The sequence below is a fragment of the Microvirga sp. P4_A5 genome (genome assembly GCF_056402495.1).
Genome location: NZ_JBFUHH010000017.1, coordinates 1 through 17,438, shown reverse-complemented (window position 1 = coordinate 17,438; position 17,438 = coordinate 1). Strand labels below are relative to the sequence as shown.

Genomic DNA, 17,438 nt, shown 5'->3' with positions numbered 1-17,438 from the left:
CCCATTACCCAACAAGCCAAGCGACAATCAGGTTCCGGCCCTACCCGCTGTTGCGCAATCCCGCCGCGATGCCGTTGATCGACAGGTGAATGCCCTCCACGACGCGCTCGTCCCGATCGCCAGCCCGGTGGCGCTTCAAGAGCTCGATCTGCAGATGATTGAGCGGGTCTAGATAAGGGAACCGGTTGCGGATGGACCGGGCCAGTAGGGGATTGCCGTCGAGCAGCTTTTCCTGACCGGAGATTACCAGAAGCTTGGCGATGGAGCTTTCCCACTCACGCCGGATGCGCGGGAAGATGGCGTCGCGCAGGGCCTTATCTTCAACCAGCTTGGCATATTGCGATGCGATCGCGATATTGCTCTTGGCCAGCACCATGTCCATGTTCGAAATGAGGGCCTCGAAGAAGGGCCACTCGCGATACATTTCCTGCAGCAGCGGCATGCCATTGTCCGGATGGGCGTCAAGAAAGGCGTCGACCGCTGAACCGAATCCATACCATCCCGGCAGCATGAGCCGGCACTGGGCCCAGCCGAACACCCACGGAATGGCGCGCAAATCCTCGATGCGGCGCGAATTGGTGCGCGAGGCGGGCCGGCTGCCGATATTGAGATTCGCGATCTCGCCGATCACGGTGGATTCCCAGAAATAGCGCTCGAACCCTTCGGTCTCGTAGACGAGCCCGCGATAGGCTTCGAATGCGCGGCCCGACAATTCCTCCATGGCGGCCAGATATTCGTCGCGGGGAGCCGATTGGCCCGAATGGAGGAGCGATGCCTCGATGGTCGCCGCAGCGAGGATCTCCAGGTTACGTCGCCCGAGATCGCGGTTGGAGTACTTTCCGGCGATGACTTCGCCCTGTTCGGTGATGCGGATCGCGCCCTGCACGGCGCCGCCCGGCTGCGCGAGAATCGCCTGATAGCTGGGCCCGCCGCCGCGCCCGACCGAGCCGCCGCGTCCATGAAACAACCGCAATCCGACGGCGTGACGCCGGAAGACCGCGATGAGTTCGATCTCGGCCTTGTAGAGCTCCCACCCGGAGGTGAGAAAGCCGCCATCCTTGTTGCTGTCCGAATAACCGAGCATGACCTCCTGCGCCTGCCCTCTGCTGCGCAGAAGCCGCATGAAATCCGGCAATGCGAACAGGGTTTCCATCACGGTACCGGAATTGCGCAGGTCGTCGATGGTCTCGAAAAGCGGGACGATGTTGACGTCCATCTCGCCGTCGCGCGGCCGCAGGAGGCCCGCCTCCTTCAACAGCAACGCGACCTCGAGAATATCGGACGGATCGCTCGCCTTGGAGATCACATAGTTGGGGACCGAAATCGCGCCGTAGAGCCGGTGCGCATTCGCGGCTTCGCGAGCGATTGCAAGTTCCGATGTCGTCTCGTCCGAATAGGCGAGGAAAGGTGAAGCCAGCAGGCGCGGCGTACGCAGTTCATCCAGCAGCAGCGACACGCGCTCCTTTTCCGGCAGGCCCGCATAGCCCGTTCCCGGAAGGGCTTTCTCGAGGAGTTCGTGGACAACTCGCTCATGCACGTCGGAGTTCTGCCGCATGTCGATACTGGCGAGATGAAATCCGAACACGTCGACCGCCCGCCGAAGCTTTCGCAGCCGCCCGCGTGCGAGAGCGCCCGATCCGTTCGACAGGAGAGAGCGATGGATGATCGCAAGGTCGCCTGAAAATTCCTCCACATTCTCGTAGGTGGGCGCTACCCCGACCGCGTGCCGGGCGATCTCCGCGTGACCCAAACGTGCCGCGGTCGCCGCCAGCCGCGCATAGATGCCCGACAATGCGCGGCGATAAGGCTCGTCCTGCCGGTGAGGCGAATGATCGGGCGAGGAATCCGCCAAGGCCTGCGCTTGCTCCGATACGGCGACGTAGTGTCCGTCCAGCGAGAGCTCGCCTCCGAGGAGGTTCACCTGATCGAGATAAAAGCTCAGAGCGCGCTGGCTCTGCAACAGAAGACCCTGACGTAGCGCATCGGCCGTGACGAATGGGTTTCCATCGCGATCGCCTCCGATCCAGCTTCCCATGCGCAGGAAGGACGGAAGTTCGACCGTATTCCAGATCGGATCCTGCGCGGCCAGTTGATCTTCCAGCGACGCGTAGAGGCCGGGAATCTCCTCGAAGAACGTGTAGTCGTAATATGACAGCCCGTTCATCACCTCGTCGATGACCTTGAGACGATTGCGGCGCAGGATGCTGGTTTGCCAGAGGGTCAGGATGGCCCGACGCAGCGCTTCCTCACTGTCCGACAATTCGGCGGGCGTGAGACGCTGGCGGTCGCGCATGGCGAGAATTTGCGACACCTCCATCTCGCGGTCGATGGTGCTCTTGCGGCGCACTTCCGTCGGATGCGCTGTCAGAACCGGCGAGACGAGCGCCGAGGCAAAAAAAGCCGCAAGATCCGCCTGTTTGACGCCCGCCGCCTGTGCCGCCCTCAGGGCGTTGGCGATCGTTCCGGGGCGAGGGCCGGATTTCGCCATCATGTGCGCCCGCGACCGGCGCACATGGTGCTGGTCTTCGGCAAGGTTCGACAGGTGAGAGAAGTAACTGTACGCCCGGATGATCTGGTTGGTGCGCCCGCGCGAAAGGCTGTTCAGTGTCGTCTGAAGTTCGCGCTGCGCGCCCTCGTCCTCTTCCCGATGGAACCGGATCGATGTCTGCCGGATGCGCTCGACGATGTCGAAGACAGACTCGCCCTCCTGTTCGCGGATCGTATCGCCGAGCAGCCTCCCCAGAAGCCGGATATCGTCGCGAAGGGGAATATCCTTCGCAGGAGTGGTGTCGAGAGGGTTCGCGGACACGGTTCAGGCCTCGCTGGCAGATGCTGCACCTGCGAATAAACCCCCTGCTCCCTCACTCGGCAAGCGCCAACTTGCATCCCGGTCAGTTGGCAACGGCCCAGTGGCCGGGATCTGCGCCCTGTCCGATCAAAGCCAGACCGTAGGCGATAGATTCGAATTGGTCGGCGGAGGTAAGGATATTGGCGCCGAAGCGGTCCGCGAAAAGCCGGCGGATCGCGGGGACGAACGATGTGCCCCCGGTGAGGAACACCCGCTCGATCTCGCCGGCCGCGACACCTGCATCGACCAGGGCTCGGTCGAGCGTCGCGGCGATCCGCGCCACGTCATCGGCGATCCAGCCTTCGAATTCCCGGCGCGTGATGTCGGCGCGGATATCGACGCCATCGCCATGGAAATGAAACGCCGCCTCATCGTGAGCCGAAAGCGCCACCTTGGCGGACGACACGGCGCGGTAGAGGGCGAAACCGAGGTCGCGCTCGACGATGTCGATGAAGGTCTCAATCGGCTCAGGATCGAGCGCCACGCGCGCAAGCTCTCGCAACTCCTTCAGGTCGCCGCTCCCCTTCATCAGGGCGAGTTGGTTCCATCGCGCGAAATTCGCGTAGTAATGGTTCGGGATTGACAGGACCTTGTCCATCGAACGATAGCTCCCGCCCTTGCCGAGACGCGGCGACACCACGCGGTCGACGATCCGGTAATCGAAGGTGTCGCCCGCGATCCCGATGCCCGAATGCCCGAGCGGCTCTGCCTTCAGTATCTCGGCCTGTCTCGAGAAACGCATCACCGAGAAATCGCTGGTGCCGCCGCCGAAATCCGCCACCAGCACCGTTGCATCGTAGTCGAGCTGCCGCGCGAAGAAGAACGCGGCGCCCACGGGTTCGTACACGTAGCTCGCATTCCCGGCCCCGAGCTTGGAGAACGCCGCGCGATAGCGCTGCATCGCAAGCGCGTCGTTGGGGTTGTGCCCGGCAAATTGCACCGGCCGCCCGACCACGACATTGCGCGCCGAAAAATCGACTCGCGAACCGCCGTGACGAACAAGTGTGCGGAGAAAAGCGGTGAGTAGGTCCTCGAAGCGGTAGCGCTCACGAAAGATGCGCGTTTCCTGAAATGTCGCGCTTGCGGCGAAGGTCTTGAAGGACTGGATGAACCGATGGGCATGCAGGCCGTCGAGAAAATGCTCGATGGCCCAAGGTCCGCCCTCCACATGGGTGCGCCGGCCATTCCCATGACGTTCGTCCCAGAAGCACATGGCGGTGACATAGACCCTCAGCGTTTCGCCCGCATGATCGAACGTCACCGCTTCGACCCGCCCATCCGGATCGGCGATCGCCACGACCGTGTTGCTCGTCCCGAAATCGATTCCGACGGAGAGGTCGCTGGGCGGGGCTGACATGGGGGCTCATGGGGCGTGCGGACGGGGCCGCACGGTCTATACGCGCCAGTCCCGGACGCCAAGCGATTTCACCTGCCGCTGGGGCACTCTTTTGGGGCGTTGTTGACCCGGGGCGTCGGCTCCCCGTAGAAGCCGCGCCTCAACTCTCGGAGGTTTTGATGCAATCCATCGGCCAGCGCATCGCCGCGGAACTGAACGCCCAGGAATGGCAGGTCAAGGCCGCCATCGAGCTGCTGGACGCCGGATCGACGGTTCCCTTCATCGCCCGCTACCGCAAGGAAGTGACGGGGACGCTGGACGATTCGCAGCTCCGCACCCTCGAAGAGCGGCTCCGGTACTTGCGGGAAATGGAAGATCGCAGGAAAACGATCCTTGAGAGCGTCCGCGAGCAGGGTAAGCTGACGGATGAACTGCTGGTCCAGATCACCGGCGCCGACACCAAGGCGCGTCTGGAAGATCTCTACCTGCCCTTCAAGCCAAAACGCCGCACCAAGGCGCAGATCGCCCGCGAAGCCGGATTGGAGCCGCTGGCGGATCTTTTGCTCACCGACCCGAGCCATGATCCGAAAATCTCGGCCCTCCCGTTCGTCGACGTGGCGAAGGATGTGGCGAGCCCCGAGACCGCWCTCGAGGGCGCACGGTCAATTCTGGTCGAGCGCTTCGCGGAGCATGCGGAATTGCTGGGTGCCCTGCGCGATCTTTATTGGCAGCGCGGCAAGTTGACGTCGAAGGTACGCGACGGCAAATCCACCGATGGCGCCAAGTTTTCGGATTATTTCGATTTCGTCGAGCCTCTCACCAAGCTGCCATCGCATCGCATTCTCGCGCTGTTTCGCGGCGAGAAGGAAGAGATCCTCGATTTGAGGATGGACGAGGACAAGGACAGCGCCGAACCCGGATATACCAGCGCCTATGAGGGCCGAACGGCGACGACCTTCGGCATTGCCGACAGGGGACGACCGGGCGATCGCTGGCTTCTCGAAACGGTGCGGTGGGCATGGCGCACGAAACTCCGCTTCGCCATCGAACTCGACATGAAAATGCGGCTCTGGCAGCTGGCCGAAGAGGAAGGCGTCCGGGTGTTTGCCGGCAACCTGCGCGATCTGCTGCTCGCGGCACCCGCGGGTGCCCGTCCGACGCTTGGACTCGATCCGGGGTTTCGAACCGGCGTCAAGGTGGCGGTCGTGGACGCGACCGGCAAGGTCGTGGCGACCGACACCATCTACCCGCACGAACCGAAACGGCAATGGGACCATTCGCTCGCAAGCCTTGCAAAGCTGTGCCGCGCGCACAAGGTGGAGCTGGTGGCGATCGGAAACGGCACGGCATCCCGCGAGACCGACAAGCTCGCTGCCGAACTGGTGGCGAAGAACGCGGATCTCAAGCTTACCAAGATCATGGTGTCGGAAGCAGGCGCTTCCGTCTACTCGGCCTCGGCCTATGCGAGCCAGGAACTGCCCGACCTCGACGTGTCCATTCGCGGCGCCGTGTCGATCGCGCGGCGTTTGCAGGATCCACTGGCCGAACTGGTGAAGATCGATCCGAAATCCATCGGCGTCGGCCAGTACCAGCACGATCTTGCCGAGCACAAACTCTCGCGTTCGCTCGACGCGGTGGTGGAAGACTGCGTGAACGCCGTCGGCGTCGATCTCAACACTGCATCCGCTCCCTTGCTGGCACGCGTCTCCGGCCTCGGCGAGTGGGTGGCGCAGAACATCGTCAGCCACCGCGATGCCAATGGACCTTTCCGCACGCGGAAGGCGCTCTCGGGCGTGATGGGACTTGGGCCGAAGACCTTCGAGCAGGCCGCAGGCTTCCTGCGCATTCCCGGAGGCGACGACCCGCTCGACGCATCCGGCGTGCATCCGGAAGCGTACCCCGTCGTGCGACGGATCATCGAAGCGACAAAGAGCGACATCAAGGTTCTGATCGGCAACGGCTCAATGCTGAAAGCGCTCAAACCGCAGCAATTCACCGACGAGAAATTCGGTGTCCCGACGGTGAAGGATATTCTGGCCGAGCTCGAAAAACCCGGCCGCGATCCGCGCCCGGAATTCAAGACCGCGACCTTCATGGACGGCGTCGAGAAGATCAGCGATCTGACGCCCGGCATGATGCTGGAAGGCGTGGTGACGAACGTCGCGGCCTTCGGCGCTTTCGTCGATATCGGCGTGCACCAGGACGGGCTCGTCCATATCTCGGCCCTGGCCGACACCTTCGTCAAGGACCCCCGCAGCGTTGTGAAGCCAGGCGACGTGGTTCGCGTGAGGGTGATCGAGATCGATCAGGCGCGCAAACGTATCGCGCTCACCATGCGGATGAGCGACCCCATCGATAAAAAGCCGACGGGACCGCGCAGCGACGAACGGGCGTCGTTCCAGCGCTACGCCGACAAGAAGCCTGCAAGCCCCAAGGACTCGTCGGGCGGCGGGGCGCTCGCGGATGCGTTGCGGCGAGCGGGGCTGTCCGACAAGCGCCAATAAGGATAATCACGCGGCCGATGAAGCGAAGCGTGCCAATCCGAAAGGCGTGAGATCGCACGCGCTGCGCCCCGTCGTTGCAATTTCGGCGACGGCTTCGCCGATCCCAGCCGAATGCTTGAAACCGTGCCCGGAACAGGGAGACACGACGAGGATCCGCTCGTTTCGAGGATGCCGGTCGATGAGGAAGTGTGAGTCGGGCGTTACCGTGTAGAGGCACGTCACGGATTTCTCCGCTCTCGGCGCGAGGCCGAGCAGGCGGCCGGCAACGTGGGCTTCGCGCATGAGGCGGGACTCGTCCTCCCCGATGTCGCGCTCCACGCGGTCCGGATGAGTGGTATCGTCATATTGCTCGCCCGCGGTCTTGACCGAGCGATGCCCTTGAAGAGCCGGAAAACCATAGAACATGTCGGACGGGAGCGGGCCATGCGTCCAGATGAAGACCRGTCCGTTTTGCCAATCCTCCAGACGGTCCTCGTCCACCGGGAACCAGTGCATCACCTGCCGGCTCGGCGACAGAACCTCATGGAATTGCGCGCCGAGTAATGACGGGGCCCACGATCCGGCGGCGACGACGACCTGTCCGGCGAGAATGTCGCCGCGGTCTGTGCGGATGCGAACGCCCGCGCCCTCGTCGTCCATCGCCAGAACATTCCTGCCTGTGGTCAGAACGGCGCCCAGCTCTACGGCGCGCCGAAGCTGGGCGGCGACGCAACGCTCGGGGTCGACATAGCCGCCGCCCGGTTCGAAATAACCCATTTCGTAATCCTGCGGCGTGAATTGTGGGAAACGATGACGGATCTCCGAAGAGCTCAGCATTTCATGAGCGATTCCGTAGCGCTCGGCGGCACGCTGGGTGGTGGCAAAAAAAGCCGCGCGGCGCGTGCCAGTGGCGCCTGTCCCCGAACCGACGATGAGACAGCCGCATTGGGTCAACAGCGTCTCGCCCGTCTCCGCTTCCAGCTCCCGCCAGATCTCGTGCGCCCGCAGAACCAGCGGCACATAGGCTTCCCCTTCACCCACCGCCTGCCGGGTGATGCGCGTTTCCCCGTGGGTCGATCCGCGATCGTGCGGCGGCGAGTGACGGTCGATGCCAATGGCATTCACACCGCGCCGTGCAAGCTGGTAGATCGTCGCCGCCCCCATGGCGCCAAGGCCAACCACTGCCACGTCATAGGCCTCGGGCCTGCCCGTCATCGCCATCTCCCTTGCAGAAATCTCTCGCATCCCAAGCAGAATACCGGCACGTCGGCAACTCTTCGGCAGACTTGTGAGGCGGCCGGAACTGTTCTAGAAGCGGGATGTCTCACGGGGAGCCTGTTGTCAGGGCTGAGAGGCGGCTGAGCCGTCGACCCGTTGAACCTGATCCGGGTTATGCCGGCGGAGGGAATGAGCATGCGATCTCGCAGACCACTGCGCCCCGTGCAATTTGCGCCGCCGGCCCGGCTTGCCTCACGCATGGGAGCTTCCTGATGTTACGAACACTCGCCTCCGCGGCCATTGCCTTTGCTTTGGCGACAGGTCTCGCACACGCGCAAACCAAGCCCTCGCTTACGGTCTATACGTATGGCTCCTTCGCGGGGAAATACGGCCCGGGCAAAACCGTCAAGGAGCGGTTCGAAGCCGAGTGCACCTGCGAGTTGAACTGGGTCACGGCGGAGGATGCCGGATCTCTCGTGGGCCGCCTGCGCCTCGAAGGCGACACGACGAAAGCGGATGTCGTCGTCGGCCTCGACATGAATCTCGCGGCGGAAGCCAAGGCGCTCGGCATCTTCGCGCCTCATCAGGCGGACGTGAAAAAGCTGTCGCTGCCCATCGCATGGTCCGACGATACTTTCGTGCCCWTCGATTGGGGACACCTGGCTTTCGTCTACGATTCCACCAAGCTCGCCAATCCACCCAAAAGCCTGAAGGAACTGGTCGAGAACCCCAACGGACCGAAGATCGTTCTGCAGGACCCGCGCACGAGCGCCCCAGGCCTCGGCTTCATGCTGTGGATGCGAAAGGTCTATGGCGATCAGGCGGGGCAGGCCTGGACGCAACTGAAACCGCGAACCGTCACCTTCACCAAAGGGTGGTCGGAAGCCTACGGCCTCTTCATGAAGGGCGAGGCGGATATGGTTTTGTCCTACACGACCTCGCCGGCCTACCATGTGGTGGCCGAGAAGAAGGACAATTTCAAAGCGGCAGCTTTTGCCGAAGGGCATTACCTGCATGTTGAACTCGCCGGCATGACGCGGACATCCAGGCAGCCGGAGCTCGCAAAGAAGTTCATGACCTTCATCCTCTCCGACGCCTTTCAATCGGCCATGCCGGAGGGCAATTGGATGATGCCCGCGAGCGAGCCCGCTTCGGGGCTGCCCGCAGCCTTCAAGGATCTGGTGAAGCCGTCCTCGACGTTGCTCTACACCCCCGAGGAAGTGCAGCAGAATCGCCGGGCCTTTACCGATGAGTGGCTGAACGCCACGTCGCGCTGACCTCATGCGCGTGAAGCCACCGCATCCCGGGAGCCTCGTCGCCTTTGCGATCGTGGCTCTCGTCGTCGGCGGCTTCATCGCTCTTGCGTCCGTGGATGGCGGCAAGCCCGCGCTTTTGTCGATCGGCCCATATCTCGTTCGCGTTCTTGTGTTCTCTCTCGCGCAGGCCGCGCTCTCGACGATCCTGTCGATCGTTTTCGGCGTCTTTCTCGCCCTGGCGCTGGCGCGTCGCAGGTTTCCGGGCCGCGACGCCATTCTTGCCATGCTCGGTACCACCATGGTGATGCCGAGCATCGTCGCAGTGCTGGCCGTGCTGAGCGTCTACGGCCGCAACGGCTGGCTTGCCGAGGGCCTTAAAGTCGCAGGCTTGAACGTCGAGTTCAGCATCTTCGGTTATCCGGCGATTCTCATCGCGCATGTCCTGTTGAACGGGCCCTTCGTGGCGCGGATCGTCCTCGATGGGCTCGCCCAGGTTCCGGCTGAACAATGGCGGCTCGCGGCGGCACTCGGATTTTCGCCCGCACAGACATTCCGGCATCTCGATTGGCCGGTTCTGCGATCGGAGCTCGCGGGGCTTGCGAGCCTCGTCTTTCTTCTATGTTTCAAAAGCTTCGCCATCGTGCTGGCTCTAGGCGGCGGTCCGGCCCGAGCGACCCTCGAAGTGGCGATCTATGAAGCCCTGAAGATCGAGCTGGACTTTCCCCGCGCCGCCTGGCTGGCGCTCATCCAGCTCGCAATCTGTCTGTCGATCACCATCGTGCTGAATTGGACGTTTACCCGCCCGCCCGCCACGGTTACCAGTCGATCGCCGTCCCAGCGGCCAGACGCCGCTCATGGAGGATTGAAGGTCTTCGACGCGGCTGTACTTTTCGCGGGCGCAGCTTTCATGGTCCCCCTGCTCATGAGTGTGCTGACAGGCGCGCGCTACATGGCCGACGTCCTCGACGCCGATCTTCTTGCTGCGTTCGCCACGAGCCTGGCGATTTCCATCGTCGCCGCAGTCGTCGCGTGCCTGCTCGCCGTGGCGCTGGGCGCCGCCGCGCGCCGCGAACGGCTTGTCGTGAGGTCCCCTCGGCTCGCCGCATTCTACGACCTGTTGCCCAACATGCTGCTGGCGGTGCCGCCCTTCGCGTTGACGGCTGGCCTCTTCCTAATGATCCGACGATCCGTCGATCCTGCGGTGGCGGGCATCATCCTCCTGCCGCTGATCAATGGGTTGGGCGCCCTGCCATTTGCCTATCGGTCAGTCGCGCCGCGCATGATGTTGGCAGGGGAGCGCTATGGCCGATTGTCCGACTCACTCGGTCTCTCGGGCGCCACTCGGGTGAGATTGATGGATTGGCCTCTCCTTCGCCGCCCGTTCCTGTCGGCTTTCGCGCTTTCCATGGCGTTGTCGTTCGGTGATTTCGGCATCGTCGCGCTCTTCGGCGGAACGGAGCTGCGCACCCTGCCCTATCTCCTCTATGAGCGTCTCGGCGCATACCGGCTTGACGAGGCCGCCGCCATCGGGCTGCTCATCCTCGTCATGGCGTTTTGCCTCGCCCAGGTTTCAGGTCGGTTGTCTTATGCTGAGGATTGAAAAGTGCCGCCTCGTGTGGCCGGATTTCATTGCCGATTACTCGCTGACGGTCCCGAGCGGAGCGCTTTGCGCCATCGTGGGTCCCTCGGGGGGTGGCAAGACGACCCTTCTGCACATGATCGCCGGCTTCGAGACGCCTGAGAGCGGCGAACTGGCCTTCGACAGTCTCGATCTGCTGCCGCTTCCACCCGCCAAGCGCCCGGTTGCCATCGTGTTCCAGGACCACAATCTCTTTCCGCATCTGACCGCCACGCAGAATGCCAGCCTGGGTCTGCGTCCCTCGCTGCGCCTGACACCGGACGAGCGCGAGATCGTGGCCGACACCCTGGCGGCGGTCGGCCTCGAGGGGCTCGGCCACCGACGGCCCGGCGAGATGTCGGGGGGGCAGCGCCAGCGGGTCGCCCTTGCGCGCGCACTCGTCTCCAAGAGACCCCTGATCCTCCTCGACGAACCGTTCAGCAGTCTCGACCCGACATTGCGCCGCGACATGATTCTGTTAGTCGACGAGATGCGGAAGACCAGGCCGGTGACCATTGTGATGACTATCCACACGCCCGACGAGGTCGCCGACATCGCCGACCAGATGTCTTTCGTGTCGGACGGACGGGTCGTTGCGTCGGGGCCGCCGGAAGAGATCATGCGCGGCGTGTGGGCCGGTCAGCGGCCATCGATCGACTAGCAGGCGAGATGCCGTTGGGGAAACACACGGTTCACGTTCCCCGCGAGGTAACGTCTTATATCCCTTTGGCTGGTTAAGTTTGTCCGTTAGTGTTGTCGCAGCCTCCGACCGCACCCCAGTTCTCGGGGGCAGAAGCCAGTCGATCCCATATGACCGAGACGCCCGCTCATCCGCTGACCCCCCTGGGTGGGGAGTTTCGTGCACCCGACAGGGAGGCCGCCTTCCAGGCGGAGCGTCTCGCGGACACGCTCCAGCACATGCGGATCCTGTATGTGCTGTCCGCGATTCTCAACTCTCTCTTCCTGCTGAGCGATTGGCGGTTCTACGGCGATCCGCACTTTTACGTGGCAATTCCCGCGCGCGTCGCGGTCGTCATCGTGTCTCTCGCCTGTTACTGGGCCATCCGGCAGGCCGCCACCTTTCGAGGTGCCCAGAAAACGATGGTGGTTTGGGAACTGGTCACCGCCGTCGGGGTGGCGCTTCTGGTCAGCTCCCACAGCAACCTCGCGCTGTTCGTGGTTCTGCTCTTGCCGTCCATTTTCTATCTGGTCGTTCCGACCTCGTTTCGCTGGACTGTGATTGCCGGCATGGTCTGCAGCATCCTGCTGCTCGCGGGCTACCTCCTACCCGTCCAGACCAGCCCGACCGATACCGGCCTCGTGCTGGCGATGGTCACGCTCAACCTGGCCTTGCTGCTGGTCGTAACACGATCGAACCGGCTGCAGCGCACGGAGTGGTCGGCCACACAGGCGGAGCGTCATGCGAAGGAGGAATTGATCGCCAGCAGGGCGATGTTCGAGACGATGTTCAAGACAGTCCCCATCCCGCTCGTCGTGACGCGCGTGGACGGTACGCTGGTCGCCACGAACGACGCCTCCATGCGCTTCTTCGGCGTCGACCCCGCGACGGTGCGCATCCGCTCGATCAGTGAAGTTTATGCCAATCCCGAAGACCGCAAGACGATGCTCGAGGCGCTTGCACGCAATGGGCGCGTGGCAGCTTTCGAGACGACGGCGCGCATCGCCGACGGCACCGTTCGTGCAGTGCTGATCGCCAGCGACAAGCTCGATATCCGGGGAGAGACCTACATCATGTCGGCAGTGGTCGACATCACGGAGCGCAAGGCTGCGGAAGAGCGCGTCTGGCGCGCCGCCAGCCACGATTCGCTTACCGACCTCCCCAATCGCGCGCTCTTCCAGAGCCGGTTCGAGCAGGCGCTTGTGGAGGCCGAGCGGAACGGCACGCAGGTGAGCCTTCTCCTGATGGATCTCGACAATCTCAAGAGCATCAACGACACGCTCGGTCACGACGCGGGCGACGCTCTTCTGGTAGAAACCGCTTCGCGGCTCAAAGCCATGATGCGCGATGGCGACACGGTCGCCAGGCTGGGTGGGGATGAATTCGTCCTCGTCGTCGTCGAGCCCATCGAACTCGGCAACGCGATGAACCTCGCCGAACAGGTATTGGCGGAGCTCGGTCGACCCTTCCGTCACAACGATGAAATTCTCATCGGCCTTGCAAGCATCGGAGTGGCGGGTTTCCCCGAGCACGACCGCAAACCGACCGAACTTCTGAAGGACGCCGATCTGGCGCTCTACGCCGCCAAGGCCCAGGGCGGCAACCGCGCTGTGTTTTACACGCCGGATATGCGCCATCGGATCGAACAGCGTGCGACCGTCACCCGCGAGATCCAGGAAGCCGTCCGGCTGGGTGAGATCGTCCCGTATTACCAGCCAAAGATCGATCTCGCGAGCGGACAGGTCATCGGCTTCGAGGCTCTGGCGCGCTGGCAACACCCGGCCCAGGGATTTCTGACTCCGGCATCGTTTCTGTCCGCTTTCGAAGATCCCGAATTGTCGGTCGCTGTCGGCGAACACATGATCCGTCGCGTCGCCGCCGACATCCGGCATTGGCTCGACGCGGGAATCGATTGCGGGCGGGTCGCGGTCAACCTGTCGACCGCGCAATTCAACTGGGTCGGGCTCGCCAAACGATTCATCGACATCCTGGGAGAGGCCGGCGTTCCGAACGAGCGCCTCGAGGTGGAGATCACCGAAACGGTCTTCCTGGGTCGAAGCTCGACCCATGTGGTCACGGCGCTCAAGCAGTTTCATGATAGCGGCATCCGCATTGCCCTCGATGATTTCGGCACCGGCTACGCGTCGCTGCTGCACCTCAAGCAATTTCCGGTCGATGACATCAAGATCGACCAGAGCTTCGTGACGGATCTGGAGAACGACCCCGAAAATGCCGCGATCGTTCAGGCCGTCATCGAGCTTGGCCTCAGCCTTGGCATGAACGTCATCGCCGAGGGTGTCGAGACCAAGGAGCAGGCCGATTTCCTCCGCGCGAGAGGATGTGCGCAGGCCCAGGGCAACCTTTACGCGGAACCCATGCCGGTCGAAGCAGTGGCGGCTTTTCTCGCATCCGAGAGAACCCGCCATGCGCCCGCCTGAGCGGGGTCGGGCCGTCTGTGGCCTTCGTCTTGACATGACAGCGAGTTCGGCGGCGTAATACCCGCATGGGGACCTGCGATCTCCCCACGAGGCGACATGCCTAAGCATCGCGTCCGCCCCAACATTACGGACGTATCCCATGTCGTCACCCAACGCCATTTCACCGCAGAAACTTGCCCGTCTCGTCGGTCGCCCCGATTGCCCGGCTCTGATCGACGTTCAGATCGACGAAGACTTCGCGGCCGACCCGCGTCTCGTTCCCGGCGCCATCCGCCGTCCCTTTGGGACAGTCCCGGATTGGGCGGCGGAATTTGCCGGAAGACCCGTGGTGGTCATCTGTCAGAAAGGTCTTAAAATCAGCGCTGGAGTCGCCGCCTGGCTTCGGCAGGAGGGTATCGCCGCCGAAAGTCTCGAAGGCGGCGCGCTGGCCTGGTCGGGCGAGGGATTGCCGATGGTCCCAACCCTCCGAATCCCGCCCAGAGACACGCGCGGGCGAACAATCTGGGTGACCCGTGCGCGCCCCAAGATCGATCGCATCGCGTGCCCGTGGCTCATTCGTCGGTTTGTCGATCCGGGCGCGGTATTTCTATATGTTCCGCCCGGCGACGTGATGGGCGTTGCAGAGCGGTTCAACGCCACGCCGTTCGATGTCGACCATCCAGACGTGTTTTGGAGCCACCGCGGCGACGCCTGCACCTTTGACGTGATGGTTGCCGAGTTCTGCCTCGCGACGGAGCCGCTGCTTCGGCTGGCGGCGATCGTGCGCGGTGCCGATACGGCGCGGCTCGACCTCGCCCCCGAGGCGGCCGGCCTGCTCGCGGCATCGCTCGGCCTGTCGCGGATGTATTCCGACGACATCGAGCAACTCGAAGCGGGTTTGTCCCTCTACGATGCCTTTTACCGGTGGTGCAGGGATGCTACGGACGAAACCCACAACTGGCCCAGCGCCAAGCCGACCGGACGTTGATTCGGTGAAGCCCGAGCAACCGTCATTTCCCGAGTCCGGACCCGCGCGCGCCGTGTCATGGCGAGAGGCCGTCGCCGTCTGGACGCGCGTCGCCGCGCTCTCGTTTGGCGGGCCCGCGGGCCAGATTGCCGTGATGCATCGTATCCTCGTCGAAGAGAAACGGTGGATTTCGGAAGGACGCTTTCTCCATGCGTTGAACTATTGCATGCTCCTCCCCGGCCCCGAGGCGCAACAGCTCGCAACCTATATCGGCTGGCTCATGCACCGGACCCGCGGCGGGCTTCTCGCCGGCGGATTGTTCATCCTGCCGGGCGTGATCGCCATCATGGCGTTGAGCTGGATCTACGCGCTCTACGGCAATGTCGGTCTCGTCGTGGGGATATTTTTCGGCCTGAAGGCGGCGGTTCTTGCCATCGTGCTGGAAGCGGTCGTGCGGATCAGCCGACGGGCTCTGAAGAGCAACGTGTTGGTCGCTATCGCGGCCGTTGCCTTTCTGGCGATTTTTGCGTTCGACGTTCCCTTCCCGCTCATCGTCCTGGTGGCGGGGCTCGTCGGATTCATTGGCGGACGCGCGGGCTGGCGGGCTTTTCCATCGCAACAGATGAAGGACCCGGCCGAGGCAGAGGCCCCGACGGCTCTCGGAGACGAAGGCGGGGGCGCCCGCCCCTCGGCCGGTGGGACGTTGCGCGTCGCCGGCATCTGGCTTGCCCTGTGGCTGCTGCCGGTCGTGACGCTGATCCTGCTGCTCGGAAGCGGAAGTGTTTTCAGCCAGATCGCCATTTTCTTCTCCAAGATGGCGCTGGTAACGTTCGGCGGCGCCTATGCGGCTCTGGCTTATGTGGCGCAGCAGGCGGTGGAACATTTTGGCTGGCTCAAACCGGGCGAAATGCTCGACGGGCTTGGAATGGCCGAGACCACGCCGGGCCCGTTGATCATGGTGCTGCAATTCGTGGGTTTTCTCGCGGCTTTTCGCGATCCCGGCCACCTGACGCCCTTGGTGGCAGGCACGCTTGGCGGCCTGCTGGCGACCTGGGTCACGTTCGCGCCCTGCTTCCTGTGGATCTTTCTCGGCGCGCCCTACATCGAGACGATCCGTGGAAATCGCGCGTTGAGCGGCGCCTTGTCGGCCATCACCGCGGCAGTCGTCGGCGTCATTCTCAACCTGGGGATCTGGTTCGCCATCCACACCGTGTTCGCACGCGTGTCGTCAATCGATCTCGGACCCCTGCACCTGGACGTGCCCGAACTCGCGAGCGTGCGGGTTCCGGCGCTGATTCTCTCGGCATGCGCCGTCGTCGCCATGTTTCGATTCAAACTGGGCGTCATACCGACGCTGGCCGCCTGTTCGCTCGCCGGACTGACCCTCTATATGCTCGGGGTGACCGGGGTCTGACGGAGGGCATAAGTGCTCTGCTAGTGGTATTGAATGCGAGCCACCGCATCGGCCATAACCGGACATTGAGAGCCATGGGTCCGCGCGGCTCTTCCCGAACTGGATATTAAGTGGCATGGTTGGCCCCTGGCGACATTTCGGAGCATCGCTGCGTCGGACCGGCAACTGATTGATCATGCGCGAACCTTTGTTTCTCGGCCTTGACGGAGGCGGCACCAAGTGCCGGGCGCGTCTGCGTGACCCGCAGGGAATGTTGCTCGGGGAAGGTTCGGGCGGGCGCGCCAATCTAAGGCTCGATCCCGATCTCGTCTGGAATTCGGTTCTCACCGCCACGCGCGAGGCGCTGTCATCGGCAAAGCTTGGGGAACCGGAACTCGCGCGGGTTCATGCGGGCATGGGTGCGGCCGGCGCCGGGCAGGCATCGTCCCTCGAACGTTTCCTGTCGCGACCGCATCCTTTCGCCTCGATGACAGTGGACACCGACGCGCACGCGGCCTGGCTCGGCGCCTTCAACGGAGGCGACGGTGCGATCCTGATTGTCGGAACGGGCTCCTGTGGCTACGGCAGCGTGGGCGGAAAGCGGCATTACGTGGGCGGTTGGGGCTACGAGATTTCCGACGAGGGGAGCGGGGCTGCCATCGGACGCGACGCGTTGCGACATGCCATTTGGGCTCATGACGGCCGCATCGCGGCGAGCCCCCTCGCGCATGCGATTCTCGCCGAGTTCGGCAACCAACCGGAGGCCATCGTCGATTGGGTTGGCACCGCGCGCGGGAGCGACTATGCGCGCTTCGCACCGACCGTGCTTGAGCATGCTGACCGACGCGATCCGCTCGGTCTCGCAATCGTCAAAAAGGCTGCGGACGACCTAGCCCAGATCGCCCTGCGTCTCCTGGATCTCGGCGCACCGGCCCTGTGCCTGTTCGGCGGTCTTGCCGAGCCATTGCGGCCATGGTTGCCGCCGCCGGTCCAGAAGGCCATCGCGGAACCGGCCGGGGACGCCCTGGACGGTGCGATTCTGCTGGCGCGAGATGCCGTTGCGGTGAGGGCTCATGCATAACGTCGCCCCCGACGCGCCGGATCTCGCGCCCCTCGACGAAAGCAATCCGACGCCCCTCTACATTCAGTTGCAGCAATCCATCGAGGACGCGCTGCGCCGGGGCGCTCTCAAGACAGCCGATGCGCTTCCCGGGGAGCGGGAC

At 63.6% G+C, this 17,438-nt stretch carries 11 protein-coding genes and 1 riboswitch; of the genes, 8 read left to right on the top strand and 3 right to left on the bottom strand.

The genetic code is table 11. From position 1 onward, the window contains the following. Nucleotides 1–40 precede the first annotated feature (40 nt). Nucleotides 41–2,809: a phosphoenolpyruvate carboxylase gene (gene ppc / locus AC1DVM_RS07465; RefSeq protein ID WP_477253333.1), complete on the bottom strand. Its 2,769-nt coding sequence runs from the start codon at nt 2,807–2,809 to the stop codon at nt 41–43. A gap of 82 nt (nt 2,810–2,891) precedes the next feature. Further along, entirely contained in the window at nt 2,892–4,205 is a 1,314-nt protein-coding gene (locus tag AC1DVM_RS07460) for an Hsp70 family protein (RefSeq protein WP_477253331.1), read from the bottom strand. A gap of 158 nt (nt 4,206–4,363) precedes the next feature. On the opposite strand from AC1DVM_RS07460, the gene AC1DVM_RS07455 reads away from it, so the two are divergent. Continuing rightward, nucleotides 4,364–6,688, top strand: coding sequence for a Tex family protein (locus AC1DVM_RS07455; protein ID WP_477253330.1), 2,325 nt, complete (start codon nt 4,364–4,366; stop codon nt 6,686–6,688). A gap of 6 nt (nt 6,689–6,694) precedes the next feature. Here AC1DVM_RS07455 and solA read toward each other — a convergent pair whose 3' ends face one another. Next, the gene (solA, locus tag AC1DVM_RS07450; RefSeq protein WP_477253329.1) at nt 6,695–7,882 is read right to left on the bottom strand and encodes an N-methyl-L-tryptophan oxidase; all 1,188 of its coding nucleotides are present in this window, start codon (nt 7,880–7,882) and stop codon (nt 6,695–6,697) included. Between the two features lie 102 nt (nt 7,883–7,984). Beyond that, a riboswitch (TPP riboswitch) is annotated at nt 7,985–8,092 on the top strand. Between the two features lie 65 nt (nt 8,093–8,157). Here solA and thiB point away from each other — a divergent pair. From thiB to AC1DVM_RS07415, 7 genes are all read left to right on the top strand, one after another. After that, nucleotides 8,158–9,162 (top strand): thiamine ABC transporter substrate binding subunit, encoded by a 1,005-nt coding sequence (gene thiB, locus AC1DVM_RS07445; protein WP_477253327.1) that lies wholly within the window; start codon nt 8,158–8,160, stop codon nt 9,160–9,162. A 4-nt stretch (nt 9,163–9,166) separates the two neighbouring features. After that, nucleotides 9,167–10,741: an ABC transporter permease subunit gene (locus AC1DVM_RS07440; protein WP_477253325.1), complete on the top strand. Its 1,575-nt coding sequence runs from the start codon at nt 9,167–9,169 to the stop codon at nt 10,739–10,741. Beyond that, on the top strand, nt 10,728–11,420 hold the full coding sequence (locus AC1DVM_RS07435; RefSeq protein WP_477253323.1) for a thiamine ABC transporter ATP-binding protein: 693 nt from the start codon (nt 10,728–10,730) through the stop codon (nt 11,418–11,420). Before AC1DVM_RS07440 ends, AC1DVM_RS07435 begins: the two co-directional genes overlap by 14 nt. 149 nt (nt 11,421–11,569) lie before the next feature. Further along, nucleotides 11,570–13,876 (top strand): putative bifunctional diguanylate cyclase/phosphodiesterase, encoded by a 2,307-nt coding sequence (locus tag AC1DVM_RS07430; RefSeq protein ID WP_477253322.1) that lies wholly within the window; start codon nt 11,570–11,572, stop codon nt 13,874–13,876. 139 nt (nt 13,877–14,015) lie between these two features. Then, the gene (locus tag AC1DVM_RS07425) at nt 14,016–14,843 is read left to right on the top strand and encodes a chromate resistance protein ChrB domain-containing protein (RefSeq protein ID WP_477253320.1); all 828 of its coding nucleotides are present in this window, start codon (nt 14,016–14,018) and stop codon (nt 14,841–14,843) included. Between the two features lie 4 nt (nt 14,844–14,847). Continuing rightward, nucleotides 14,848–16,236 (top strand): chromate efflux transporter, encoded by a 1,389-nt coding sequence (gene chrA, locus AC1DVM_RS07420; RefSeq protein ID WP_477253318.1) that lies wholly within the window; start codon nt 14,848–14,850, stop codon nt 16,234–16,236. A gap of 175 nt (nt 16,237–16,411) precedes the next feature. Further along, on the top strand, nt 16,412–17,296 hold the full coding sequence (locus tag AC1DVM_RS07415) for a glucosamine kinase nucleotide-binding domain-containing protein (RefSeq protein ID WP_477253316.1): 885 nt from the start codon (nt 16,412–16,414) through the stop codon (nt 17,294–17,296). Nucleotides 17,297–17,438 lie beyond the last annotated feature (142 nt).

Excerpts from the sequence above, each read along its gene's own strand:
- AC1DVM_RS07460 (WP_477253331.1), bottom strand. The coding sequence starts at position 4,205 with ATGTCAGCCCCGCCCAGCGACCTCTCCGTCGGAATCGATTTCGGGACG.
- AC1DVM_RS07440 (WP_477253325.1), top strand. The coding sequence starts at position 9,167 with ATGCGCGTGAAGCCACCGCATCCCGGGAGCCTCGTCGCCTTTGCGATC.
- AC1DVM_RS07435 (WP_477253323.1), top strand. The coding sequence starts at position 10,728 with ATGCTGAGGATTGAAAAGTGCCGCCTCGTGTGGCCGGATTTCATTGCC.
- AC1DVM_RS07430 (WP_477253322.1), top strand. The coding sequence starts at position 11,570 with ATGACCGAGACGCCCGCTCATCCGCTGACCCCCCTGGGTGGGGAGTTT.
- AC1DVM_RS07425 (WP_477253320.1), top strand. The coding sequence starts at position 14,016 with ATGTCGTCACCCAACGCCATTTCACCGCAGAAACTTGCCCGTCTCGTC.
- AC1DVM_RS07415 (WP_477253316.1), top strand. The coding sequence starts at position 16,412 with ATGCGCGAACCTTTGTTTCTCGGCCTTGACGGAGGCGGCACCAAGTGC.